The sequence below is a fragment of the Kocuria rosea subsp. polaris genome (assembly GCF_001483755.1).
Lineage (GTDB): Bacteria > Actinomycetota > Actinomycetes > Actinomycetales > Micrococcaceae > Kocuria > Kocuria cellulosilytica.
Genome location: NZ_LQBK01000040.1, coordinates 81,121 through 104,926, shown reverse-complemented (window position 1 = coordinate 104,926; position 23,806 = coordinate 81,121). Strand labels below are relative to the sequence as shown.

At 74.4% G+C, this 23,806-nt stretch carries 24 protein-coding genes; 9 read left to right on the top strand and 15 right to left on the bottom strand.

Annotated features, from left to right (window positions below; translation table 11 throughout):
• Positions 1–142 precede the first annotated feature (142 nt).
• From AVL61_RS15675 to AVL61_RS15660, 4 genes are read left to right on the top strand one after another with little or no spacing between them, the layout of a single operon-like run.
• Positions 143–541, top strand: coding sequence for a hypothetical protein (locus AVL61_RS15675; protein WP_058875252.1), 399 nt, complete (start codon positions 143–145; stop codon positions 539–541).
• Positions 542–579: 38 nt separating this feature from the next.
• The gene (locus AVL61_RS15670) at positions 580–1,005 is read left to right on the top strand and encodes a four-helix bundle copper-binding protein (protein WP_082697230.1); all 426 of its coding nucleotides are present in this window, start codon (positions 580–582) and stop codon (positions 1,003–1,005) included.
• A gap of 1 nt (position 1,006) precedes the next feature.
• Positions 1,007–3,424, top strand: a complete 2,418-nt coding sequence (gene ppsA / locus AVL61_RS15665) for a phosphoenolpyruvate synthase (RefSeq protein ID WP_058875251.1) — start codon at positions 1,007–1,009, stop codon at positions 3,422–3,424.
• On the top strand, positions 3,421–5,310 hold the full coding sequence (locus tag AVL61_RS15660) for a heavy metal translocating P-type ATPase (protein WP_058875250.1): 1,890 nt from the start codon (positions 3,421–3,423) through the stop codon (positions 5,308–5,310). The genes ppsA and AVL61_RS15660 overlap by 4 nt, the downstream gene beginning before the upstream one ends.
• A gap of 91 nt (positions 5,311–5,401) precedes the next feature.
• Here the strand turns inward: AVL61_RS15660 and AVL61_RS15655 are convergent, their stop codons facing one another.
• The 4 genes from AVL61_RS15655 to AVL61_RS15640 form a co-directional block, all read right to left on the bottom strand.
• On the bottom strand, positions 5,402–5,830 hold the full coding sequence (locus AVL61_RS15655; protein ID WP_058875249.1) for a universal stress protein: 429 nt from the start codon (positions 5,828–5,830) through the stop codon (positions 5,402–5,404).
• A gap of 85 nt (positions 5,831–5,915) precedes the next feature.
• On the bottom strand, positions 5,916–6,344 hold the full coding sequence (locus AVL61_RS15650; RefSeq protein WP_058875248.1) for a universal stress protein: 429 nt from the start codon (positions 6,342–6,344) through the stop codon (positions 5,916–5,918).
• A gap of 76 nt (positions 6,345–6,420) precedes the next feature.
• Positions 6,421–6,852 (bottom strand): universal stress protein, encoded by a 432-nt coding sequence (locus AVL61_RS15645; protein ID WP_058875247.1) that lies wholly within the window; start codon positions 6,850–6,852, stop codon positions 6,421–6,423.
• Positions 6,853–7,007: 155 nt separating this feature from the next.
• Complete coding sequence (locus AVL61_RS15640) at positions 7,008–7,424, bottom strand: Hsp20/alpha crystallin family protein (protein ID WP_058875246.1); 417 nt, start codon at positions 7,422–7,424, stop codon at positions 7,008–7,010.
• A gap of 285 nt (positions 7,425–7,709) precedes the next feature.
• On the opposite strand from AVL61_RS15640, the gene AVL61_RS15635 reads away from it, so the two are divergent.
• Entirely contained in the window at positions 7,710–8,255 is a 546-nt protein-coding gene (locus AVL61_RS15635) for a hypothetical protein (protein ID WP_157571464.1), read from the top strand.
• Here the strand turns inward: AVL61_RS15635 and AVL61_RS15630 are convergent.
• Positions 8,252–9,577, bottom strand: a complete 1,326-nt coding sequence (locus AVL61_RS15630; protein WP_058875244.1) for an erythromycin esterase family protein — start codon at positions 9,575–9,577, stop codon at positions 8,252–8,254. The two genes, AVL61_RS15635 and AVL61_RS15630, sit on opposite strands and share 4 nt — an antisense overlap.
• Positions 9,574–10,929: a phosphoribosyltransferase gene (locus AVL61_RS15625; RefSeq protein ID WP_058875362.1), complete on the bottom strand. Its 1,356-nt coding sequence runs from the start codon at positions 10,927–10,929 to the stop codon at positions 9,574–9,576. The genes AVL61_RS15630 and AVL61_RS15625 overlap by 4 nt, the downstream gene beginning before the upstream one ends.
• Positions 10,930–11,196: 267 nt before the next feature.
• Between AVL61_RS15625 and AVL61_RS15620 the strand changes: the two genes are divergently transcribed.
• Positions 11,197–11,766, top strand: a complete 570-nt coding sequence (locus tag AVL61_RS15620) for a hypothetical protein (protein WP_058875243.1) — start codon at positions 11,197–11,199, stop codon at positions 11,764–11,766.
• 25 nt (positions 11,767–11,791) lie between these two features.
• Here AVL61_RS15620 and AVL61_RS15615 read toward each other — a convergent pair whose 3' ends face one another.
• From AVL61_RS15615 to AVL61_RS15595, 5 genes are read right to left on the bottom strand one after another with little or no spacing between them, the layout of a single operon-like run.
• Complete coding sequence (locus tag AVL61_RS15615; RefSeq protein ID WP_058875242.1) at positions 11,792–12,850, bottom strand: enoyl-CoA hydratase/isomerase family protein; 1,059 nt, start codon at positions 12,848–12,850, stop codon at positions 11,792–11,794.
• Positions 12,851–12,890: 40 nt separating this feature from the next.
• Positions 12,891–13,715 (bottom strand): glycerophosphodiester phosphodiesterase family protein, encoded by an 825-nt coding sequence (locus AVL61_RS15610; RefSeq protein ID WP_058875241.1) that lies wholly within the window; start codon positions 13,713–13,715, stop codon positions 12,891–12,893.
• Positions 13,716–13,725: 10 nt separating this feature from the next.
• On the bottom strand, positions 13,726–14,607 hold the full coding sequence (locus AVL61_RS15605) for an HAD family hydrolase (protein WP_231738449.1): 882 nt from the start codon (positions 14,605–14,607) through the stop codon (positions 13,726–13,728).
• A 26-nt stretch (positions 14,608–14,633) separates the two neighbouring features.
• Positions 14,634–15,152, bottom strand: coding sequence for a YbhB/YbcL family Raf kinase inhibitor-like protein (locus AVL61_RS15600; protein WP_058875239.1), 519 nt, complete (start codon positions 15,150–15,152; stop codon positions 14,634–14,636).
• Between the two features lie 58 nt (positions 15,153–15,210).
• Complete coding sequence (locus AVL61_RS15595; RefSeq protein ID WP_058875238.1) at positions 15,211–16,140, bottom strand: carbohydrate kinase family protein; 930 nt, start codon at positions 16,138–16,140, stop codon at positions 15,211–15,213.
• 212 nt (positions 16,141–16,352) lie between these two features.
• Between AVL61_RS15595 and AVL61_RS15590 the strand changes: the two genes are divergently transcribed.
• A complete protein-coding gene (locus tag AVL61_RS15590) occupies positions 16,353–17,804 on the top strand; it encodes a glyceraldehyde-3-phosphate dehydrogenase (protein ID WP_058875237.1) in 1,452 nt (483 codons plus the stop codon).
• Between the two features lie 103 nt (positions 17,805–17,907).
• On the opposite strand, the gene AVL61_RS15585 is transcribed toward AVL61_RS15590, so the two are convergent.
• The 4 genes from AVL61_RS15585 to fdhD all read right to left on the bottom strand — a co-directional run bounded on the left by AVL61_RS15585 (position 17,908) and on the right by fdhD (position 22,091).
• Positions 17,908–19,227 (bottom strand): M18 family aminopeptidase, encoded by a 1,320-nt coding sequence (locus AVL61_RS15585; protein ID WP_058875236.1) that lies wholly within the window; start codon positions 19,225–19,227, stop codon positions 17,908–17,910.
• 9 nt (positions 19,228–19,236) lie between these two features.
• Positions 19,237–20,364, bottom strand: coding sequence for a CPBP family intramembrane glutamic endopeptidase (locus tag AVL61_RS15580; RefSeq protein WP_058875235.1), 1,128 nt, complete (start codon positions 20,362–20,364; stop codon positions 19,237–19,239).
• 77 nt (positions 20,365–20,441) lie between these two features.
• Positions 20,442–21,176 carry a glutamine amidotransferase gene (locus tag AVL61_RS15575; RefSeq protein WP_058875234.1) on the bottom strand — a complete coding sequence of 245 codons (735 nt, stop codon included), beginning with the start codon at positions 21,174–21,176 and terminating at the stop codon, positions 20,442–20,444.
• 54 nt (positions 21,177–21,230) lie between these two features.
• Entirely contained in the window at positions 21,231–22,091 is an 861-nt protein-coding gene (gene fdhD / locus AVL61_RS15570) for a formate dehydrogenase accessory sulfurtransferase FdhD (protein ID WP_058875233.1), read from the bottom strand.
• Positions 22,092–22,489: 398 nt separating this feature from the next.
• On the opposite strand from fdhD, the gene AVL61_RS15565 reads away from it, so the two are divergent.
• Together AVL61_RS15565 and AVL61_RS18070 are read left to right on the top strand one after the other, a co-directional pair.
• A complete protein-coding gene (locus tag AVL61_RS15565; protein WP_058875232.1) occupies positions 22,490–23,080 on the top strand; it encodes an alternate-type signal peptide domain-containing protein in 591 nt (196 codons plus the stop codon).
• A gap of 114 nt (positions 23,081–23,194) precedes the next feature.
• A complete protein-coding gene (locus AVL61_RS18070) occupies positions 23,195–23,794 on the top strand; it encodes a hypothetical protein (RefSeq protein WP_058875231.1) in 600 nt (199 codons plus the stop codon).
• Positions 23,795–23,806 lie beyond the last annotated feature (12 nt).

Here is a 23,806-nt window from a genome sequence, read left to right as displayed (position 1 = left end):
CGCACCCCTCCTACCCGTCGGTAGACGAAATGTGCCCGTGGGAGGCCACCTTTCGTGGTGACCCAGGTCTCCCGTCGCCTAGCGTGGACTGAGGGAAGGCCGAGCAGCCGGCCACGCACCGCGAGCTGCAGGGGGAGACAGCATGCACCACAAACCGTCCGTCCTCGTCCAGGTCGATCTGGACGGCAGGCACATCCGGCTCGTGGTCAGCGGGTGCGTCACGGAGCTCAACCACCGGGCCCTGTGCCCCCTGGTCCGCCGCGCCCGCACCCTGGCACCGGACATCGCGGTGGTCGTGGACCTCACCACCGCCCACCACGTCGAGCCGGCCGCCGTGGACCTGCTGCGCTGGGCCGCGGAGCACGAGGACGCGGTGCGCGGCACGCCCGCCGTCGACTTCGTGGTCCCCGCCGAGCTGCCCGGCCACGGCACCGTCACCCAGCTCGCCGGGTGGGCGGGCTCCCGCCGCTCCGGGCCCCCCGAGCCCGTGCGCCGGGCGGCCCGGCCCCGCACCGACCCGAGGTCCCGCCTCGCGGGCTGATCCGACCCGTACCGGTCCCACCCGATGGAGGACGTCCCGTGAGCACGATCAGCCGCGCCCTGATGGCGCACCCCGCCGCCCCGGAGCTCACGCACGAGGAGCGCGCGGCCGAGGCCGAGTGCATCGAGGCGTGCCTCGACACCGCCCAGATCTGCCGGATCAGCGCCGACGCGTGCGTCGAGGAGGACGCCGTCGCGGAGCTGCGCGAGTGCCTGCGCGCCGAACAGGACTGCGCGGTGATCTGCTCGGCCACCGCCCAGGTGCTGGCCCGTCTCGGCTTCCCGGAGCCCGGGGACGGCCGGGCCGTGCTGGTGCCGCTGCTCGAGGCGTGCCGGGCCGCGGTCCGGATCTGCCGGGACGCGTGCCGCAGGCACGACGAGGTCTACGAGCACTGCGCCCTCGCGGCCGAGGCCTGCGAGCGGTGCGAGGAGGCCTGCGCGGCCCTCCTGGCCCGGAGGAGCTGACGTGGCCGCCCCCGAGGTCCGCTGGTTCGAGGAGCTCGGGATCGCGGACGTCCCCCTCGTGGGCGGCAAGAACGCCTCGCTCGGGGAGCTGGTCCGGGAGCTGGCGTCCCGGGGCGTGCGCGTGCCGGGCGGCTTCGCGACCAGCGCGGACGCCTACCGGTCCTACGTGGAGGCCAACGGGATCGGGCCCGCCCTGCGGGAACGGCTCGAGGACCACCGCGCGGGCCGCGCGACGCTGCGGGAGACCGGGGCCGCCGTGCGGGAGCTGTTCCTGCGCGGGGAGTTCCCCGAGGAGACGGCGCGGCAGATCCGGCGGTTCTACCGGGAGCTCTCCGAGCGCACCGGCCGCGCCCGGCTGTCCGTGGCCGTGCGCAGCAGCGCCACCGCGGAGGACCTCCCGGACGCGAGCTTCGCCGGCCAGCAGGAGACCTATCTCAACGTGGTCGGCGAGGAGGAGCTGCTGGCGGCGTGCCGGCGGTGCTACGCGTCCCTGTTCACGGACCGGGCGATCACCTACCGGGAGCTCAAGCGCTTCGACCACCGCGCGGTCGCCCTGTCCGTCGGCGTGCAGGAGATGGTGCGCTCGGACCTCGGCGGCTCCGGGGTGATGTTCTCGATCGACACCGAGAGCGGCTTCCCCCGCGTGGCGGTGATCAGCGCGGCGTGGGGCCTGGGCGAGACGGTCGTGCAGGGCACCGTGGACCCGGACAAGTACCTCGTCTTCAAGCCCCTCCTCGACGTCGCGGAGGCCCCGATCGTGGAGCGGACCCGCGGGGCCAAGCTGCACAAGCTCGTGCACGACGACGACGCCCCGGCCGGCGCCGCCGCCACCCGGCTCGTGGAGACCACCCCCGCGGAGCGGGAGGCGTGGGTGCTCGGCGACGCCGACGTCCTGCAGCTCGGCCGCTGGGCCGTGCTCGTCGAGGACCACTACGGCCGGCCCATGGACCTGGAGTGGGCGAAGGACGGGCTGACCGGCGAGCTGTTCCTGCTGCAGGCCCGGCCGGAGACCGTCCAGGCCGGGCGCAGCGGGACCCGCTTCACGGTCCACCACCTCCGCGAGGAGGGACGCGTGCTCGCGGTGGGCGCCGCGGTCGGGGACGCCGTGGCGACCGGGCCGGCCTGCGTGGTGCGCACCGCTGCGGACATCGAGTCCTTCCGGGACGGGGCGGTGCTCGTCACCGAGATGACGGACCCGGACTGGGTCCCGGTGATGAAGCGTGCCGCCGCGATCGTCACCGACCACGGCGGGGCCACCAGCCACGCCGCGATCGTCAGCCGGGAGCTGGGCCTGCCCGCCGTCGTCGGCACCGGGGACGCCTCCCGGACGATCCCGGAGGGCCAGGAGCTGACGGTCTCCTGCGCGTCGGGCGACCGGGGCACGGTCTACGAGGGCGCCCTCGCGTTCGACGTCGAGGAGGTGGACCTCGGGGAGCTGCCGGACACGCGCACCGCCGTCATGGTCAACGTGGCGAGCCCCGCCGCGGCCTTCCGCTGGTGGCGGCTGCCGGCCGACGGGGTGGGGCTGGCCCGGATGGAGTTCGTGGTCAACAACATCGTCGAGGTCCACCCCATGGCCCTCGTGCACCCGGAGCGGGTGCAGGACGAGGCGGACCGGCGGCGGATCGCGCAGCTGACGGCGGGCTTCGCCGACGGGCAGGAGTACTTCGTGCAGACGCTGGCGCTGGGCATCGCCAAGCTCGCCGCCCCGTACCACCCGCTGCCCGTGATCGTGCGGCTCAGCGACTTCAAGACCAACGAGTACGCGCACCTCGTGGGCGGGGCGGCCTTCGAGGAGCCCGAGGAGAACCCGATGCTCGGCTTCCGGGGCGCCTCGCGCTACTACGACCCGCGCTACCGCGAGGGCTTCGCCCTGGAGTGCCGGGCGCTGCGGCGGGTCCGCGAGCGCATCGGCTTCGACAACGTGGTGGTCATGGTCCCGTTCTGCCGCACCGTGGCGGAGGCGGACCGGGTCCTCGCCACGATGGCCGAGCACGGCCTGGAGCGGGGACGGCACGGCCTGAAGGTGTACATGATGTGCGAGATCCCCTCCAACGTGGTCCTGGCCGAGCAGTTCGCCACGCGGTTCGACGGCTTCTCCATCGGCTCCAACGACCTCACCCAGCTCGTCCTGGGCGTGGACCGGGACGCGGAGGCCCTGCGCGCGCTCTTCGACGAGCGGGACGAGGCCGTCACCCGGATGATCGGCGAGGCGATCCGCAAGGCCCACGCCGCCGGCATCCCCATCGGCATCTGCGGCCAGGGCCCCAGCAACCACCCCGACTTCGCCGAGTTCCTGGTGCGGGAGGGCATCGACTCGATCTCCCTGAACCCGGACAGCTTCCTGCGCACCGCACGGCGGATCGCCGAGACGGAACGTCGACTCGGGGCCGGGCCCGGGGGCACCATGGACGCATGAGCCTCTCCGTGGGCGCACGCCCCGACCTCGACGTCGACCCCGGCCGCGCGGGCCGGCTGCTCGAGTTCCCGCGGCGCTACCCGCTCGTGGCCGCCACCCTGGCCGTGGGTGCCGTGGTCGTCGGGCTGCTGGTCGCCGGGCTGCCGGTCCCGGCGCAGTGGCTGGGCTCGGGCTGGGCGCTGGCCGTGGCCGCCCGGGTGGCGTGGGGCATGGTCGAGGACGTCCTCGCCGGGCACTGGGGCGTGGACCTGCTGGCCGTCACCGCGATCAGCTCCACCGTGGCGGTCGGCGAGTACCTGGCGTCCCTCGTGGTGGTCCTCATGCTCACCGGCGGGCAGGCCCTCGAGGACTACGCTGCCAACCGGGCCCGCAAGGAGCTCAACGCGCTGCTCGAGCGGGCCCCCGTGCTCGCCCACCGGCTGCACCCGGACGGCTCCGTCCAGGACGTCCCGGTCGAGGAGGTCCGGCCCGGGGACGAGATCCTGGTCCGCCCCGCCGAGGTCGTGCCCGTGGACGGCCGGCTGGTCGGCGCGGAGGCCGACTTCGACGAGTCCTCCATCACCGGGGAGAGCCTGCCCGTGACCCGCCGCGCCGGTGACGCGGTGCTCTCCGGGGTGCTCAACGAGCAGCAGGCCGTGGTCCTGCGGGCCACGGCGACCGCGGCGGACAGCCAGTACGCCACGATCGTGGCGATGGTGCGCGAGGCCGCCGCGTCCCGCGCGCCGGTGGTGCGCCTGGCCGACCGCTACGCCGTGCCCTTCACCGCGTTCGCCCTCCTCGTGGCCGGGCTGGCGTGGTGGTACCACGGGGACCCGGTGGTCTTCGCGGAGGTCCTCGTGGTGGCGACCCCCTGTCCGCTGCTGATCGCCGCGCCCGTGGCGTTCCTGGGCGGAATGAGCCGGGCGGCCCGCAACGGGGTCATCATCAAGAACGCCGGAACGCTCGAACGGCTCGCGGCGGTGCGCACCGCCGCCTTCGACAAGACCGGCACGATCACCTACGGCCGCCCCGAGCTGCTGGCCGTGCACGCCCGTCCCCCGTTCCGGGAGGACGAGCTGCTGCGCCTGACGGCCTCCGCGGAGCAGTACTCCTCGCACGTGCTCTCGGCCTCGGTGCGGGACGCCGCGCTCGCCCGGGGACTGGACCCGGTCCCCGCGGAGGAGGCGCACGAGGAGGCCACCCACGGGGTCACGGCCACCGTCGGGGGGCGCCGGGTGGTGGTCGGCAAGCGCGCCCACGTGGCCCGCTCCGCCCCGGACGTGGTCGAGCAGGCGCTCGGACCCGGCGAGCTGGCCGTGTACGTGGCCGTGGACGGCCGTTTCGCCGGCACCCTGGTGATGAGCGACGGGGTGCGCGAGGACGCGGCGGCCACGATGGCCCAGCTGACCGCGCTCGGGGTGCGGGAGATCCTGGTGCTCAGCGGGGACGCCCGCGCCACCGTGGAGCACGTCGCCGCGGCGCTGGGCATCACGCAGGTGCTGCCCGAGTGCCTGCCCGAGGACAAGGTCCGCACCGTCCGGGACGCCCGGGACCGGCCGGTGCTCATGGTCGGCGACGGCGTCAACGACGCCCCCGTGCTCGCCGCCGCCGACGTCGGCGTCGCGATGGGCGCCCGGGGCGCGACCGCCGCCAGCGAGTCCGCCGACGTCGTGGTCCTCACCGAGGACCTCGCCCGGACCGCGACCGCGGTGCGGATCGGCCGGCGCACCATGCAGGTGGCCCTGCAGAGCATCTGGCTGGGCATCGCCCTGTCCGTGGTGCTCATGCTCGTGGCCGCCACCGGGGCGATCCCGGCGATCTTCGGCGCCCTCAGCCAGGAGGTCGTGGACCTCCTGGCCATCCTCAACGCCCTGCGCGCCCTGCGGGGGCCGCACGGCGAGAAGTGACGGGCCCGTCCCGCACCGCACACCTCCGAGCCGCACAGCCCCGGAACGCACGGCCGCACACCGCACGGCGAGAAGTGACGGGCCGGTCCGCTCAGTGCCGGACCACGAGCACCGGGCAGTGCGCGTAGGCGACGCACGCGTGGGACACGGACCCCAGGCCGGAGCCGAGCAGTCCGGCGCGGCCGCGCCGGCCGAGCACGAGCAGCTGCGCGGACTCGCTCTCCGCGATGAGCCGGCCGGCCGGGCGGCCGTGGGTCACCGTGGTGGTCAGCCGTCCGGGGACGTCCTCCCCGAAGACGGCCGCGACCGTGCGCGCGAGGATCCGCTCGTGGTTGGCGCGCAGGGCCTCCTCGTCGACGAGGAGCTCGGCGTCCAGCACGGTGGGGTCCCCGGCGCACGCGATCGCCTCGAGCGGGGCGTCGAGGGCCTCCGCCAGTCCCGCGGCGAGCCGCAGGGCCTCCATCGAGGACTCCGAGCCGTCGATCCCCACGAGGATCCGCTGGTCCGTCGGTGCACTCATGGTCGAACCTCCTGGTCCGGGCCGGCTCCCGGGAGCCGGCCTGTCGGTGCCGCGGGGGCCGCGCCGGGCGGCCTGCGCCGGCCGGTCAGTGCCGGACGACCAGCACCGGGCAGTGGGCGTGCGCGATGCACGCGTTGGAGACGGAGCCCAGGGCCGAGCCCCGCATGCCGCCGTGGCCGCGGCGGCCGAGGACCAGCATCAGGGCGTTCTCGCTCTCCTCGACCAGCCGGGCCGCGGGCCGCCCGTGCACGAGTTCGGCGCTCACGTGCTCCGGGACCTCGCCGCCGAACACGTCCTCGACCGTCGCGCGGAGCACGTCCTCGGTGCCGGCCGGCGGATTGTTCGGGTCGACGGTCTCCCAGCCCTCGTAGACCGGCGGGCCCTGCCAGAACATGAGGGCGGTCAGCGGGGCGCCCAGGGACCGGGCGATCCGGTCCCCCGTCCGGAGGGCCTCCTTCGAGGAGTCCGATCCGTCGATCCCCACGAGGATCCGCTGCTGCGATGGTGCTGCCATGGTCGAACTCCTTCGTTCCGGCGCCCACGGTCCGAGCCCGGGGCGCGCTCCGTCCGGCAGGTTCCTGCCGGAGCGCTCAGTGCCGCACCACGAGGACGGGGCACTTGGCGTGGGAGACGAGGGCCGAGGAGACCGAGCCGAGGATCATCCCGAGCACCCCGCCCGTGCCCCGCCGGCCCACCACGAGCATCCGGGCGTCCTCGCTCTCCTCGATGAGGCGGGCGGCGGCCTGGCCGCGCAGCAGCCGGGTGGTGAGGCGCGCGGGGCGCTGCTCCCCGAACACCTCGGCGAGCGTGCTCTCGAAGAGCTGCTCGCTGCCGCGGCGGAACTCCTCGGGATCCACCACGCGGTAGCTCTCGTAGAGCAGCGGGTCCTCCCAGCACATGACGGCCTCGAGCGGCGCGCCCAGGGCCTCGGCGAGCCGCACCCCCTCCCGGAGCGCGGCCTTGGACGAGCCGGACCCGTCGACTCCCACGACGATCCGGTCACCGGACGACGGCTCGTCCATGCTGTACCTCCTCGATCACGGCGGGCCGGCCGGTCCGCCTGTCTCCACGATAGGACCCGGTGAGGTCCGTCACAACGGCCCCCGGGCCCGCGGGGCCCGTGCGACGGCGGGCGGCACCGAGCCGGTCCGCCCGCCCCCGCACGGCCGGCGCGGCCTCAGCCGCGGGTCACCTGGATCTTCTTGGTGGCCGGGGGCTCGACGTGCTCGGCGACGGGCACGCGGACCTCCAGCACGCCGTCGCGGTAGGCGGCGCTGATGTCCTCGTCCCGGCACCCCGCGGGCAGCGGCAGGGTGCGGGAGAACGAGCCGTAGCGGAACTCCGAGCGGTAGCTGCCCTTGTCCTTGTGCTCGGTCCGCTCCCGGCGCTCGGCCCGCAGGTGGAGCACGTCGTCGGCCACGGTGAGCTCCACGTCCTGCTCCGGGTCGATGCCGGGCAGCTCCGCCCGGATCACCACCGTGTCGCCGTCCCGGTACTCCTCCACCCGGGGCCAGGACGCCTCGACGTCCCCCTCCAGGAGGCGCCGGAGGGGCTCGAGCATCTCCAGGCCCTCCCTGCGCATCAATCCGGCCATGACCTGACTCCTTCCCGTGGCACCGCTCCACGGCGCCGACCGGGGTGTCGACCCCGGCCGGCCGGGGAACCGGCGCGGTCCGCCTCGACCCTTCCAGCGTAGACACCGCCGACCGGGTGCGTAAGACCCGCGGCGCCCGGGGCGCCATGATGACGGGCCCGCTCGGCCGGCTCCCGGAGCACTGGATCCGCAGGTGCCGCGGGGCGATAATCAGGGCATCCTCCACGGGTGCCGCCGCCGTCCGGCGGAGCGCCCCGGGGACCGGGACAGATCGAGGTGTCCGCCGTGGACAACAACGTGATGAAGATCGTCTACACCTTCTTCCTGGGCGCGCTGCTGGCGCTGTTCGTGGGGCTCGGCATCCAGACCTTCTACCCGGGCCCGGAGATGCCGGAGCCGACCTCGGGGGTGGAGTTCGTCCCCGAGGGGAGCGGCACCCCCACCGAGGAGCAGCGCGAGGAGATGGCGGAGAACGAGCGGCAGTGGCGGCAGTGGCAGGAGGAGCAGCAGGCCTACAGCCGCGACGTGGCGGTCGTCGCCCTCGGCGCCTCCGTGGTGCTGCTCGGCCTCAGCCTCGTGCTCGAGAAGCGCAACAGGGTGCTGACCAACGGCGTGATGCTCGGCGGTCTCTTCACCCTGCTCTACGCCATCGGGCGGAGCTTCGCCTCCAGCGAGACCACCATGACGTTCATCGCCGTGGGCGTGGGCCTGGCCGTGGTGCTGTTCCTCGGCCACCGCCGCTTCTTCCAGGACCGTCCCGCCGAGGACGCGCCCGAGGAGGGACGGCCGGAGCGGACCGACGTCCGGGCCGCTCCGCCGGAACGCCCCTAGAAGCCCGTCGGCTCGGTCTCCAGCTCGGGCTCCTCGGGCGGGCCCTCGTGGTGCAGGGGCCGCAGCGCGGCGGTCACCGTGAACCAGAGCAGGGCGTCGTAGCGCTCCCCCATCCGGGTGGGGACGTAGTTGCCGGCCTCGTGCCACGGGTGGTACACCACCCCGATGGCCCGGTGACCGTACCGCCCGGAGAGCCAGGGCCCGGAGCGGTCGCGGCCGAAGACCAGCACCGCGGGGTCCGCCAGGGCCCGGTGCAGCAGGTCCTCGTGGCTGCCGGGACGGGCCTCGGGGACGGCCACGACCTCCTCGGCCGCGCCCCACGACTCCGCCGCGACCACCGTGCCGGCCCAGGAGGCGAGGCCCACGAGCACCACCTCGTGCGCGGCGTGGCGCTCGCGCAGCAGCTGGCCCACGTTGACCAGCCCGGCGTCGAACATGTCGGTGGCCCGGGCGTCCCCCACGTGGGAGTTGTGCTCCCACACCAGGCCCTTGGCCCCGGGCCCGTGGTGGCGGGAGAGCAGGCCGGCGGTGTCCGCCATGTGCTCGTCCCGCACGTTCCAGGACTGCCGGTCGCCCCGGACCATGGTCCGGTAGTAGCGCTCGGCGTCGACCGCCACCATGGCGTTGAGGGCGGCGTCGAACGCGGCGGGGTCACCGGCCGTCCGGTCCATGGTGCGCCGGCGCACCTCGGCCAGGAGGGCCACGACGTCGGCCTCGCAGCTCTCGGGCACGATCCGGGTGCGCCACGCGTACCGGTGCGGGTCCTCGTGGAAGGGCACGAAGCACTGCCACGCCTGCAGCGCGGCGGGCAGGGCCTCGGGGGCGCTGGCCTCGAGCCAGCCGATGATCTCCCGCAGCGAGTCCCACAGCGAGTACACGTCCAGGCCGTAGAAGCCCACCTGCTCGTGGCCGGCGCGGCGGGCGTTCTCCTCCCGGAGCCAGTCGAGGAACTCGGCGACCTCCTCGTTCGCCCACATCCACGTGGGCCAGCGCTCGAAGCCCGCGAGGACGCCGCGGGCGTCGAGGTCCTGGTCCGCCTCGCCGCGCACCCACCGGTCGATCCGCCGGCAGTCCGGCCAGTCCCCCTCGACCCCGATCCAGGTGAAGCCGTGCTCCTCGATCAGCCGGCGGCTGAGCAGGGCCCGCCACCGGTAGTACTCGTGGGTGCCGTGGGAGGCCTCCCCCACGCACACGAACCGGGCACCGGCGCAGCGCTCGACCAGCCGGTCGAGGTCCGGGGCCCCCTCCAGCGGCCGGGCGAGGGAGCGGATCTCCGCGAGGACCTCGGCCTCCCGGGAGGACCCCCGTCCGCGGGCGCTCACCGGGACGCCCCGTCGCCGTGCTCGCCGGCCGGCCGGAGGTGGCGGAGGAACCAGTCCCGTGCCAGTCCGGCGGCCTCGGCGAGCGTGCCGGGCTCCTCGAAGAGGTGCGTGGCGCCCTCCACGACCGCCAGCCGGGTGGGGCAGCGCATCGACTCCTGCGCCCACCGGTTGAGGCCGAGCACCTCGAAGTCCTCGCTGCCGACGATCAGCAGGGTGGGCGCCCGCACCGAGCGCAGCCGCTCGTCCGCGAGGTCGGGGCGGCCCCCGCGGGAGACCACGGCGGCGATCGACGCGCCGGGCTCGGCCGCGGCCCACAGGGCGGCGCCGGCGCCCGTGCTGGCCCCGAAGTACCCGACCGGGGAGGCCGCGGAGCCGGGCTGCTCGCGCAGCCACGCCGTGGCCACGAGCAGCCGCTCGGCGAGCAGGCCGATGTCGAAGACGTTGCCGCGGTCCGACTCCTCCCCGGGGGTGAGCAGGTCGAGCAGCAGGGTGCCGAGCCCCGCCTGCTGCAGGACGGAGGCCACGTACTGGTTCCGCGGGCTGTGCCGGCTGCTCCCGCTGCCGTGGGCGAAGACCACCACCCCGGCGCCGGGCCGCGGCAGGTGCAGGTGGGCCTCGAGCTGCTCCGTCCCCGCCGGGATGCGCACGTCGGCGTCGACCGGCCGGCCGGCCGGTTCCCGGTCCGCCCGGGCGGGCCCGGGCAGCTCCGCCTGGTGGCGGCGCCGGGCGGCGTCGAGCAGCGCCACGACCTCGTCGTCCTCCGTGGCGGAGAAGTCCCGGTAGTGGTAGCCGACGGCCGTGAAGTACGGCGGGGTCGCGAGGCAGATCACCTCGTCCGCCTCGACCACCCGGGACAGGGCCTCCTGCGGGGCCACCGGAACGGCCAGCACCACCCGTGCGGCGCCCAGCTGGCGGGCGATCCGGCAGGCCACGCGCGCCGTGGAGCCGGTGGCGATGCCGTCGTCGACGACCAGGGCGATCCGCCCGGTGAGATCGACCCGTTCCCGGCCCGCCCGGAAGCGCTCCGTCCGTGCCTCGAGCACGGCCCGCTCCCGCGCCTCGATCTGCTCGAGCTGCGCGTCCGTCACCCCGAAGTACTGCAGGGTCCGCTCCTCGAGCACCCGGGCGCCCTCCTCCCCGATGGCGCCCATGGCCAGCTCGGGCTGGGAGGGGACTCCCAGCTTGCGCACCACGATGACGTCCAGCGGGGCGTCGAGGATCCGGGCCACCTCGTGGGCCACGGGCACCCCGCCGCGGGGCAGGCCCAGCACCACCACGTCCTGTCCGCGCAGGGACCTCAGCCGCTTCCCCAGCTGCCGTCCGGCCTCGACCCTGTTCTCGAAGACCGCCATGGCCTCCACCGCCTCTCCGGCGGGCGCGCGGCCCACCGCCCCTCCGGTGCTCCCCGGCTCCGCCCGGGCCCTCGGGTCCCGCGGGCCGGGGCGGATGAGTCCAGCGTAGGCAGACGGGGAAGCCGGTGGAAGGCCCGCGGGCCAGGTGACGGCCGTGGACAACCCTGCGGGTCCGGCCCATAATGCGAGCACGCCCCGCCGGCCGGCCGCGGTCCCGGGCGCCCTGGACGGACGTCCCGCACGAGCGGGGGAGACGGAGCACGCCGCATGGTGGACCGCACGGAGGACCGCTCGCAGGACCGCAGGGTCCTGCGGACGGTCTACACGTTCTTCCTGGGGGTGCTGCTGGCCCTGTTCGTGGGTCTCGGCATCGCCACGGTCCACCCGGGTCCGGAGGAGCCGGAGCCGCCGCGGTCCATCGCCCTGGCGCAGGAGACGCGGGAGCTCACCCCGGAGGAGCAGCAGCAGTGGGTGGGCTACGAGCTGGAGCGCCGGGCGTGGGAGGACGAGTTCATGCGCCACAGCCGCGACGTCGGCGTGCTCGCCCTGGTCGCCTCGGTCCTGCTCCTGGCGGTGAGCCTGGCCGTGGAGCGGCGCCGGCCGGTCCTCGCCCACGGCATCCTGCTCGGCGGCCTGTTCACGCTGCTCCACAGCGTGGTCCGCAGCATGATCTCGCAGGACACCCTCGCCGCCTTCGGCGTGGTGACCGTGGCACTGGTCGTGGTGCTGTACCTCGGCTACCGCCGGTTCGTGGACCGGCCCACCGGGACCGGCGACCGCCCGGGCCCCTCCGGGACGGTGGTCAGCGACAACGGGAAGCACCCGTCCCGCCGCTGAGCGGGGCGGGCCCGTGCAGGGCCGTCTACAGGGGCAGGGGGAGCTTCTCGCCGAGCACGGCCCGCACGGCCGCGACGTCGACGTCCGCGACGGAGGCGTGCTCCCAGGCCGGCGCGTTGTCCTTGTCCACGAGGACCGCCCGCACGCCCTCGGCGAAGTCGGGGCGCACGATCGTGTCGGCGGCCAGGCGCAGCTCCCGCTCGAGGCAGGAGCGCACGCTGTCGTCGGCCGCCCCTCGTTCGAGCAGCTCGAAGGCGCGCACCAGGGAGGACGGGCTCATCCCCGCGAGGTCCTCCGGCGCGGCGGCGACGATCTCCTCGAGGGTCGGGGCGCCGTAGCGCTCCTCGATCCGGTCCCACTGCGCGACCACGGAGGACGGCTCCGGCTCCCGTGCGAAGCGGGCCAGCGCGTCCTCCGGGCCCTCCTCCACGACGGCCCCCGCGAGGGCCTCGAAGTCCTCGTCGGCCACGAGGACGTCGGCGAGGCCGAGGGCGACGGCGTCCGCGCCGCTGATCCGCTGCCCGCCGAGCGCGAGCCAGCGGCCCACGGCCAGGCCCGGCTCGCCGCGGCGGTCCGGGCGGGAGACGCGCGGCAGGAACCAGGAGGCGCCGATGTCGGGGAAGAACCCGATCTTCGTCTCGGGCATCGCCATGACCGTCGAGGGCCCCACCACGCGGTGGGAGCCGTGCACGGAGATGCCCATGCCGCCGCCCATGCAGATGCCGTTCATGAGCGCCACGTAGGGCTTCGGGTAGTCCGCGATCAGGCAGTCGAGGGCGTACTCGACGGCGAACACCCCGGTGGCCTCCTCGGTCCGCCCGCCGAGCACGGCGTCGCGGACCTCCCGGATGTCGCCGCCGGCGCACCACGCCCGCGGCGAGGCGGACGTGACGAGCACGTGGCGCACGGCGTCGTCGTCCCGCCACGCGTCGAGCGCGGCCTTGAGGTCCCGGTACATCTGCGCGGTCAGGGCGTTGAGCTGCCGGGGCCGGTTGAGCACGATGTGCCCCGTGCCGTTGCGGACCTCGGTCCGGACGTGCTGCTCGGTGCCGGGCGCGGTGCCGGCCGTGGCGGTGTCGGTCATGGTCCCCAGCCTGCCACGGGCCGGACCGCCGTGTCATGGCTCACACGCCGGTGGGCGGCCACTGCCCCCGCTCCGCCAGCAGCGCGGCGAGCCGGTCCGCCCGGTCGGTGACGATCCCGTCGACCCCGAGCTCGAGCAGCTCCGCCATCTCGGCGGTCTCGTTGACGGTCCACACGTGCACGTCGATGCCGTGCCGGTGGGCGAAGCGCACGAACCGGGGCGTCACGAGCTGGACCTCCACCCCGCCCCGCATCCGGTACCGGCGGGGGATCTGCACGGTGTCGAACGGCTCGATCCAGCGGGCGGCCACCCGCCGGACGAGCCGCCAGCTGGGCCCGCCCAGCCACGAGCACACGAGCAGCAGGCGCATCCCCTCCTTGCCGGAGGACGTGGGCACGCTCCGGCCGTCGAGCTCGCGGATCCGCCGCAGCGTGCGCCGCCGCCGGCTCTCGGAGAAGGACGTCACCCGCACCCGGTCCGCGGCCCCGAGCTCGTGGAGCAGGGCCGGCAGGGCCGTCACGGACGCCTCGTCCTTGACGTCCACGTTGAACCTCAGCCCGGGGAACTCCGTCAGCAGGTCCGCGAACCGTGGGATGCGCCCGGCGCCGGCCACGCGCTGGGTGCTGATCTGCTCCCAGGTCAGCGCGGAGACCTTCCCGCTGCCGCCGGTGACGCGGTCCAGGGTCTCGTCGTGGAAGGACAGGACCACGCCGTCGGCCGTCGTGTTGACGTCCGTCTCGATCCACTCGTAGCCGAGGTCCCGGGCCGCACGGAACGCGTCGAGGGTGTTCTCGGCCCCGTCGCGGCAGAAGCCGCGGTGGGCCAGGGCCGCGGGACGGCCGCGCCGGTGCGCTGGAGGGGTCACCCCCCTATTGTTACCCCGCGGTAGCGGTTTGTCCCGCCCATGACGCACCGGGGCGCCCCCGGCGCAGCAGCGCCTCGATCACCTGGGCCACCCCGTCCTCCTCGAAGGGCGGGGCCGTGCGGCCGACCGCGCGGGCCACCGCGGGGTGCCCGCCGGCCATCGCGTACCCGTGGGCGGCCCACGTGAGCATCTCGAGGTCGTTGGGCATGTCGCCGAAGGCCATCACCTCGTGCGGGCCGATCCCGCGCTCGGCCGCGTACTGCTCGAGGGTGCGGGCCTTGGTGAGCCCCTTCTGCCCCATCTCCACGAGCGGGGCGGCCGCCACGGAGTGCGTCACGGACAGTCTGCCCGCCACGATCCCGGCGAGCGCGCGGAAGTACTCCTGCGGGTCGGCGGTGTCCAGCTTGGCCAGGAACTTCACGAGCCCCTGGTCCTCAGGCACCCGCTCCCGCAGCGCCCCCACCAGGGGGGCGCCGATCTCCATCCGGTCGGTGCGGGCCCAGCCGCGGTCCGTGAACACGCCCTCGAGCGTCTCCGCCGCGAACAGCGTGCCGGGGTGCCGGGCCGCGACCTCGTCCATCACCGCGAACGCGTCCCGGGCCGGGAACAGGCTCGACTCCACCACGAGGTCGGCCCGCAGGTCGTAGACCACCGCGCCGTTCGAGCAGATCACCACGCCCTCGTGGCCGAGCTGCTCGCGCAGCGGGTCGAGCCAGCGCATGGGCCGGCCCGTCACGAACACCACGTGGATCCCGCTGTCCTGGGCGGCCCGGATCGCGTCGACGGTGCGGGGGCGGAAGCGGAAGTCGTGCCCCAGGACGGTGCCGTCGAGGTCGCTGGCGATCATCCGGATCGGCGCCGCCGCCCCGGGGACCTCCGGAGTCGGGCTCACGGGTGCGCTGCCACCTCTTCCGCCACCTATGCCTCGTGCGTCCCGGTGAGGCAGGCTCGGGCGATCCCGGAGCTGAACAGCTGGAAGTTGACCACCGCGGGACTGGCGCTCTCGTCGACGTCGATCCGCTCCTCCCCCACCGCGGTCACGCACACCACGTAGCGGTGCGGCCCGTGGCCGGGGGGCGGGGCGGCCCCCACGTACTCGTCGGTGCCGCCGTCGTTGCGGTGCTTGACCGCCCCGGCCGGCGGACGGGAGGCCGCGCCGCGCTCGAGCGAGGTGACGTCGGCGGGGATGTTGGACAGGCACCAGTGCCAGAAGCCGCTGGGGGTGGGGGCGTCCGGGTCGAAGACCGTGACCACGTAGCTCCTGGTGCCCTCCGGGGCCCCGGACCAGCTCAGCTGCGGGGACACGTCCTCGCCGCCGGCGCCCATGATGCCCGAGAGCTGGGCCGGGGCGAGCGGCCCGCCGTCGGTGATGTCCTCGGAGGTGAGGGTGAAGCTCGGCAGGTCGGGCAGGTCTGCGTACGGATCGCGGTCGAGCACGGGCTCTCCTTCGGTCGGGGTCGGGTCGGGATCGGGTCGGGGGTCGGCCGAGGGCCGGTCAGGGTGCGGGCAGCTCGTCCCGGCGGGGCAGGTCGGCGCCGGCCCGGGAGACCGTGACGCCGGCCGCCGAGGCGGCGTGGCGCAGCAGCTCGCCGACCTGTTCCTGGTCCAGGTTGTCGATCCGCTCGCGGGCCCGGGCGCCCGTGTAGCCGTGGTAGGTGAGCCAGGACAGCAGCGCAGCCATGAAGGAGTCGCCGGCTCCCACCGTGTCCACCACGGTGGTGCGGGCGGCGGGCACCTGCACCCCGGCCGGGCCGGTGGCCCGGGTGCGGGCCCAGGGCCCCAGGGGTCCCCGGGTGACGACGACGAGCTCCGCGCCGGCCTTGAGCCAGGCGCCGGCGCTCTCCTCGACGCTGCGGTGCGGGTAGAGCCACAGGAGGTCCTCGTCCGAGGCCTTCACGACGTCGGCGAGGGCCACGAGCTGCTCGGCGCGGGCCCGCGCCTCCGAGGAGTCGGGGATGATGGACGGCCGGCAGTTGGGGTCGTAGGAGATCAGGGCCGAGCGGTGGGCCTGCTCCACGGCGTGCAGGACCTTCGAGGCGCCGGGCTCGAGCATCGCCCCGATCGACCCCACGTGCAGCAGGGTCGTGTCCCGCAGCAGTTCGCCCAGCTGCTCGTCCGAGAGGTCCAGGGACCAGTCCAGCTGGAAGTCGTAGGTCGCGGCGCCGTCGTCCCCGATGACGGCCTCCGCCACGGACGTGGGCCGCGCGTCGGCGCCGAAGGGCAGCAGGACGCCGTTGTCCCGCAGGTGCGCCTCGACCTGCGTGCCGTACTCGTCCTCGCCGTAGCGGCCGAGGAACTGGACCTCGTGGCCGAGCCGGGCCAGGCCCACGGCCACGTTCATGGGGCTCCCCCCGGCGTGCGCGCGGGGCTCCTGGCCGTGCTTCGAGACCACGTCAACGAGCGCTTCACCGATCACCGTCAGCATGCCCTCACGGTAGCACCCGCCGGTCCCGCCGCCCCGGCCCCGGAGGGGCCCGGCGGACGTGTCACAGAGGCCTCGCGCGCGCGCCCGTGCGCTTAGGATGGAGGGCGGCGCCCTGTGCGAACCGCAGCGGCGCGAGCATCCGACCGCGCAACGAGGCGCGGCACGTCACGGCCGGACACGATGACGTCCCCGGCCGAGGAAGAGAGTCATTCTTGAGCACTCCTGAAAGCTGGGCCGACCGCGAGGCACTCGCGGAGAGCATCGTCCCCCTGGTCGGACGTCTGCACCGCGAGAACAAGGTCGTGCCGACGGTCTACGGCCGCTCCCTGGTGCACAAGTCCGTCACCCAGATCATCAAGGCGCACCGCTTCGCCCGCCGCATCGACGGCGAGGAGCTGCCCCTGGAGGACACGACCCGCCTGCTCGAGACCCTGTCCCGGCTGAACCTGGGCACCTGCGCGGTGGACCTCGGCAAGCTCAACCGGCTCGCCCAGGAGTCGGACCAGGACCTCGAGGCGTTCCTGCGCGAGGAGCTCGCCCCCGTGGTGGACCGCAGGGCCCAGAACTCCCCGGAGGCCCAGGACGTGGTGCTCTACGGGTTCGGCCGCATCGGCCGCCTGCTCGCCCGCATCCTGATCAACCGCAACGACGGCACCGGCCTGAACCTGCGCGCCGTCGTGGTGCGCAAGAAGCCGGGCAACGACCTGGTCAAGCGCGCCTCCCTGCTGCGCCGCGACTCGGTGCACGGCAAGTTCGACGGGACCATCCACGTCGACGAGGAGAACGACGTCATCACGGCCAACGGGGTGGCCATCAAGTTCATCTACGCGAACGACCCCACGGAGATCGACTACACCGCGCACGGCATCGACAACGCGATCGTCGTGGACAACACGGGCGTGTGGCGCGACGAGGCCGGCCTGTCCAAGCACCTGCAGTCCAAGGGCGTGGCCAAGGTGCTGCTCACGGCGCCGGGCAAGGGCGACCTGAAGAACATCGTGTGCGGGGTCAACGACGACGTCATCACTCCGGAGGACACCATCCTCTCCGCGGCGTCCTGCACCACCAACGCGATCACCCCGGTCGTGAAGGTCCTCCACGACAAGTACGGCATCGCACAGGGCCACGTCGAGACGGTGCACTCCTACACCAACGACCAGAACCTCATCGACAACTGGCACAAGGGCGACCGCCGGGGCCGCTCCGCCGCCCTGAACATGGTCATCACCGAGACCGGCGCGGCGAAGGCCGTGGCCAAGGCCCTGCCGGAGATGGCCGGGAAGCTGACGGGCAACGCGATCCGCGTCCCCACCCCGGACGTGTCCATGGCCATCCTGAACCTGCAGCTCGAGCGGGCCCCGGAGTCCGAGGACGCGGTCAACCAGTACCTGAAGGACATCTCGCTGAACTCGTCCCTGCGCAAGCAGATCGACTACACCGACTCCCCCGAGATCGTGTCCACCGACTTCGTGGGCTCCCGCCGCGCGGGCGTCGTCGACGGTCTCGCGACGATCGTCAACGGCAGCTCGCTGGTGCTCTACGTCTGGTACGACAACGAGTTCGGCTACTCCTGCCAGGTCGTGCGGGTGCTGGCCCGGATGGCCGACATCGCCATGCCGCAGTTCCCGGCCGAGCGGGTCGCGGTCGGCGCCGTCGCCGGCTGAGCCCGGTCCGGCCACGAGGGGCCGTGTCCCACCGGAGCGCCGGCGGGCCACGGCCCCTCTCCGTGTCCGGGCACCGGACCCTCCCGCGGCCCGGCGCGCCCCGTCAGGTGGTGTAGAAGGCCCCTGCGACGGCCCCCAGGGCCGCGACGTCGTCCACGTGGCACAGCTCCCGGGCGGAGTGCATCGACAGCAGGCCGATGCCGACGTCGATCGTGCGCACCCCCAGCCGGGCGGCGGTGATGGGCCCGATCGTGGACCCGCAGGGCACCCGGTTGTTGGAGACGAACTCCTGGTAGCCCACGCCGGCGCGCGCGCAGGCCTCGGCCCAGATCCCGGCGCCCACCGCGTCCGTGGCGTAGTGCTGGTCGGCGTTGATCTTCAGCAGCGGACCCGCCCCGGGCACCGGCCGGTTCACGGGGTCGTGGTGGCCCTGGTAGTTGGGGTGCACCAGGTGCCCGGCGTCCGCGGACAGGCACACCGAGCCGGCCAGGGAGCGCCGGTGCTCGGCGGCCGTGCGGCCCAGCTCCTCGTTGATGCGCACCAGCACGTCCTCGAGGAACGGCCCCGCGGCGCCGGAGCGGGTGCGGGAGCCGATCTCCTCGTGGTCGAACGCGGCGAGCACCGCGATGTGCCGGCCCTGCTCCACCGCCTCCGCCTCCCGGACGAGGGCGCCCAGCCCGGCGTGCACGGAGGACAGGTTGTCCAGCCGCCCGGAGGCGAACAGGGTCCCGCCCTGCCCGAACACGGTGGGCCGCTGCGAGTCCGCCAGCACCACGTCGTAGCCGACGATCCGGGCGGGGTCCACGGGACCGCCGTCCGCGTGCTCGGCCAGCAGCGCGAGGACGTCCGCGTCCTCCGGCTGCCCCACGCCCCAGACGGGCTGCACGTGCTGCTGCCGGTCGAGCTGCAGGCCCTTGTTGGCCTCGCGGTCCAGGTGGATGGCGAGCTGCGGGATGCGGGCCACGGGTCCGGTCGCGGTCAGGTGCTCCACAGGGACCCCGTCCGCGCCCCGCACCACGAGCCGGCCCGCGAGGCGCAGCTCGCGGTCCAGCCACGAGTTCAGCAGTGCCCCGCCGTAGGTCTCGACCCCCGCCTGGTGCCAGGTGTGGGCCGTGCTCGTGGGCCTCGGCTTGAGCTTGAACCCCGGCGAGTCCGTGTGCGCGCCGAGGATCCGGAAACCGGCCGCCGGCGGCACCTCCGCGGGGGTGGCCCACGCGATGACCGCCCCGTCGCGGAGCACGTAGCGCCGCCCGCGGACCCCGTTCCGGGCCCAGTCCTCCGTCTCGTCGAGGCGGACGAAGCCCGCTTCCGTCAGTCGCGCGGCGGCGGCGTGCGCGGCGTGGAAGGAGCTCGGCGACTCCATCACGTAGCGGCCGAGGTCCTCGACGGCGGAACGGGGGTCGGCTGCGGTGCGGGGTTCCATGCGGTCAGTCTACGAAAGGGACCGGGGCGCGGGGCCGGGCGCCGGCTCCGCCCAGTGGCCGGGGCAGGCCGGCGGGCCGGGGCACACCCAGGCCGCGGGCTCGTGGCCGGGCCGTCCGGATCCGGCCCCGGCGTGCCCTCCGGGGCCGGGCCAGGGACCGGGCGCGAGGGGCGGCCGCGGCGGGTGCACGGTCCGGGTCACCTCGACGCCGTGCCGGCGCGCGGCACGGACCACGAGCCACGCGAAGAGCACCTGCATGGCCGCGGAGACGGCCAGAGCCACCCAGGAGGACTCCTCGGCGTCGGGGTCGGCCAGCCCGAGGGCCCCGAAGAGCGTGGCGACCACGTTGTTGACCACGTGCAGGGCGATCGCGGCCTCGAGCCCGCCGGTGCGCCAGGTCAGCCACCCGGCGACGACCGCCATGACCGCGACCGCCAGCAGCCCCCAGGCGTCGTAGAGGTGCCCGAAGGTGAACAGGGGCACGGGCAGCAGGATCGCGAACACGGGCCGGCGCAGCCACCGCCCCACGGTCTGCAGCAGGTAGCCGCGGAAGACGAGCTCCTCCGCGGCGCACTGCAGCGGGACCACGAGCACGATCATCGCGATCAGCCACCAGAAGCCCGCCACGGGCCGCGGGGCGGCCGGCGTCCCGACCAGCAGGTACTCCACCACGAGGGCGGCCGCGTGACCCAGCGCGTAGACCGCCAGGGCCACGAGGAGGCACCGGCCGAGGAAGCCCCAGCGCAGCCGCCCCGTCACCGACAGCAGCAGCCCGATGGGCCGGGGGCCCATGATGGCCCGGGCTGCGAGGAGCGCCGGGATCATCAGGACCAGGGAGAAGAACAGCATGAAGAAGATCGCCGGGTCCATGATGTCCAGCTCCGTGGCCTCGAGGAAGACCTCGTCCAGGGCCTCCTCGCCGCGCACGACCACGAGGCCCACGGCCCAGACGATGCCGAAGACGATCGTCAGCACCAGGTAGAAGGCCCCGAAGAGGAGCAGCTCCACGAGCGGCTTCCACCACCGGTGCTCGGGGTCGGCGTGGCCGAGCCGGTGGTAGGGCAGGAGGCGGGGACCGGGGCTCGGGCGGAGGTCGTCGAGGGGCCCCTGCCTCCAGGGGGCGGCGCGCGTGGTCATACCTCCCACGGTATCCTCAGCCGGCCCTTCCGGACACGCGACAGTTCGGGGGCCGGGATCCCCGGCCCCCGAGGGGCTCAGCGCGCGTAGCGGTCCACGAACGCGGCGAGGATCTTCTCGGGCTCCGTCACGCGCGGGCCCGTGCGGATCCGGTGCTTGACCTGCTCGGCCGCGCCCGCCGGGAAGTAGCCGTGCTCCTTGTACGCCTCGATCCGGTTCAGCAGCGCGGGGGCGTCGAGCTCGGGGTGGAACTGCGTCGCGTAGAGGTTCTGCTTGATCCGGAACATCTGGACGGGGCAGCCCGTGCCCGTGGCCAGCAGGACGGCGGCGGGCGCGAGGGTCCGCGTGCCCTCCTTGTGCCCCACGAAGCCGTGGAACGTGGGCGGGAACCCGCGGAGCAGCGGGTCCCGCCGCCCCTCGTCGGTGAGGGTGACCTCGATGACGCCGATCTCCTCGCCACGGGTGCGGTCCACGACCGCGCCCTGGTGCGTGCCGAGGGTGCCGACCCCGTAGCAGGCGCCGAGGAAGGGGAAGTCCCGGGCGACCACCTCGTCGAGCAGGTCCCGCATCTCGGACTCGGCCCGCCGCTGCACCTCGGTCTTCAGCTGCGGCGGGTCGGAGGAGTTGAACGGGGACCCGCCGATGATGACCCCGGAGTAGCGCTCGAGGTCGATCGGCGGCATGGGCCCGGCCTCCAGCCGGACCCGGTGGAGGCTGCTCTCCTGCAGGCCGCTGAAGCGGCGGACGGTCTCGTACTCCTCGTCCGCCACGTCGTCCTCGGCGCGGGTCGCGAGCAGCAGGAAGGGCTTCATGACTCCATCGTAGCCAGCGCCGCGGCGCTCCCCGCGCACTCGGGAGAGGCAGGCTCAGGGGAGGAGTCGCTCCCGGTGGGCGTAGGCGTTGAACGACGTCCCTCGGCTGAAGCCGAGCAGCGTGACGCCCGTGCGGTCCGCGAGGTCCACGGCGAGGGCCGACGGCGCCGAGACGGCCGCGAGCGCGGGGACCCCGGCCATGTACGCCTTCTGCACCAGTTCGAACGAGGCGCGGCCGGAGACCTGCAGGACGGTGCCGCGCAGGGGCAGGAGACCCTCGCGCAGGGCCCAGCCCACGGCCTTGTCCACGGCGTTGTGCCGCCCCACGTCCTCGCGCACGCACAGCAGCTCGGGCTCGGCGACGCCGTCGCGCGCGGCGGGACCGTCCGGGAAGCGGAAGAGACCGGCGGCGTGGACACCGCCGGTCGTGGCGAACAGCCTCTGGCCGGTGCGCAGCCGGTCCGGCAGGGCCAGGACCGCGGGCACCGGCAGGCGGACCGCGTCCCCGGCCGGGTCGTGGGTGGAGACCTTGGTGACGGCCTCGATGGACGCCGTGCCGCACACTCCGCACGACGACGACGTGTAGACGTGCCGCTCCATGGAGGTGTCCGGCAGTGCGACGCCGGGGGCGAGCCGCACCTCCACCACGTTGTAGGTCCGCTGCCCGTCCGGGCCGACGCCGCTGCGGTAGTCCATCTGCAGGATCTCGGCCGGCGAGCGCACCACGCCCTCGGAGACGAGGAACCCCGCCACGAGGTCGAAGTCGTGGCCTGGCGTGCGCATGGTGACGGTGAAGGGCCTGCCGTCGAGCCGGATCTCCAGGGGCTCCTCGCCGGCCAGGGTGTCCGCCCGACCGGAGCCGTCGCCGTCGGCGGTGTACCGGTGCACGCGGCGGCGCTGGGAAGCACGGGTCATGGCGGTCCTCCGGTCCCGGCCCCTCCGGTCGGGGGCCCCCCCTGGCATCCTAGGCGTGCTGCCCCGGGGGACCGCCGAAGCGGGGACATTACTGATCAGTAACGTGGGGGGAAGTGGGGACAGGAGAAGCCTGTTCGAATTCATAGACTTTTGTCTAGGGTTGACGTGTCAAGGGGGTTCCGCGGCAGGGCTGCCGGCGGTTCCCCCGGGCGATCCACTGCGGCTCCCGGGCCGGCGCGCCGAGGCGCGCCCGGCGCAGCGGGCACCCCGTCCCCCGTGATCCGGGGGGACGGGCACCCGCCGCCTTCCGCGGACACCCCACCGGATGCCTCGCACGGCACGCGCACCGATCCCGGGCGTGCCGTCCTCCCACCCCTCTCTCGCTCGAAGGCGGAACCATGAACACTGCAGCACAGACCCCCCAGGCCGAGTCCCCCGGGCGGGACGGCAAGAACCGGCGTGCCGGCAAGGCCGTCCTGGCCGGCGCCGTGGCGGTCGGGCTCCTCGCCGCCGGCGGCGGCACCTTCTCGAAGTGGTCCGAGGAGCACGCCGTCGCCTCGGACGACATCGTCACCGCCGGTGAGCTCTCCATGGAGAACACCACCGTGTTCTGGACGGACGGCGCCGGGAAGGACATCGACCCGGCCACCTACAAGATCGTCCCCGGCGACACCATCGAGCTCCACGCGTCCACCACGGTGATCGCGAAGGGCAACAACCTGCAGGGGTCCCTCGAACTGCAGCTGCCGGCACAGCTGCAGCAGGAGATCGACGCTCTCGAGAAGGCCGGCTACGTGTCCTACGACGTGACTCTGTCCAGCGACGAGAAGTCGACCCAGAACTCGTTCCCGGTCACCGCGAGCGACAACGGGGACACCGTGACGGCCGTCGCCTCGTTCACCTGGCAGGCGGACAAGACCACCGGCAGCGCCGGCGAGAACATGTCCAAGTCGTTGAGCGGCACCAAGCTCGTCCTCGCCCAGCAGTGACCGCACGGGGCCTTCCGGCCCCGGAGCGCCCCGGTGCGGCCTCGGCGCCGCACCGGGGTGCTCCCGCCCCTCGCACGCCCCGCACCGTTCCGTCTCGTCCCCCCAGAGGCTCCCATGACGCGCTCCCACCGCACCCGCCGCCCCTCGACCGCCGGCCGCGCCCTGGCCGCCGCCGCAGCCGCGCTGCTGGCCCTGACGCTGCTCGGCAACGGCCTCGGGACGGCCGCCCGCTGGTCCGACACGGCCCCGCTCGAGACGCGGGCCGCCAGCACCGGCAGCCTCGGCGTGGTGCTGGAGCCGGCCCGGGCCGCCCTCCAGCACACCGACATCGACCCGGCGACCGGTGAGCTCGCTCGCGGGACCACCGACCTCACCGGCACCGCCGGCGCCCTCTCCGCGCTGGCCCCCGGCGACACCGTCGTCGTCACGACCCGCGCGGTCCTCGACGTCGAGGGCGCGAACCTCACCGCGACGCTCACGGTCGACCCCGGCGTCCCGGCCGGCGGCACGGTCGTCCCGCGCGCGGAGCTGGTGCCCGTCCTCGGCGCCCCGCCGATGGATCCCGGTCCCGCGCCGTCCTCCTGGACGGTGACCGCGGCCCACGACGGCGCGGCCTACGACGTCACCGTCGCCTACGAGGTCTCCGCCGACCCCTCGGCCCAGGGCACGACCGTCGACCCCGGCCACCTCACGGTCGCCCTCCTCCAGAACTGACCCCCAGGAGTT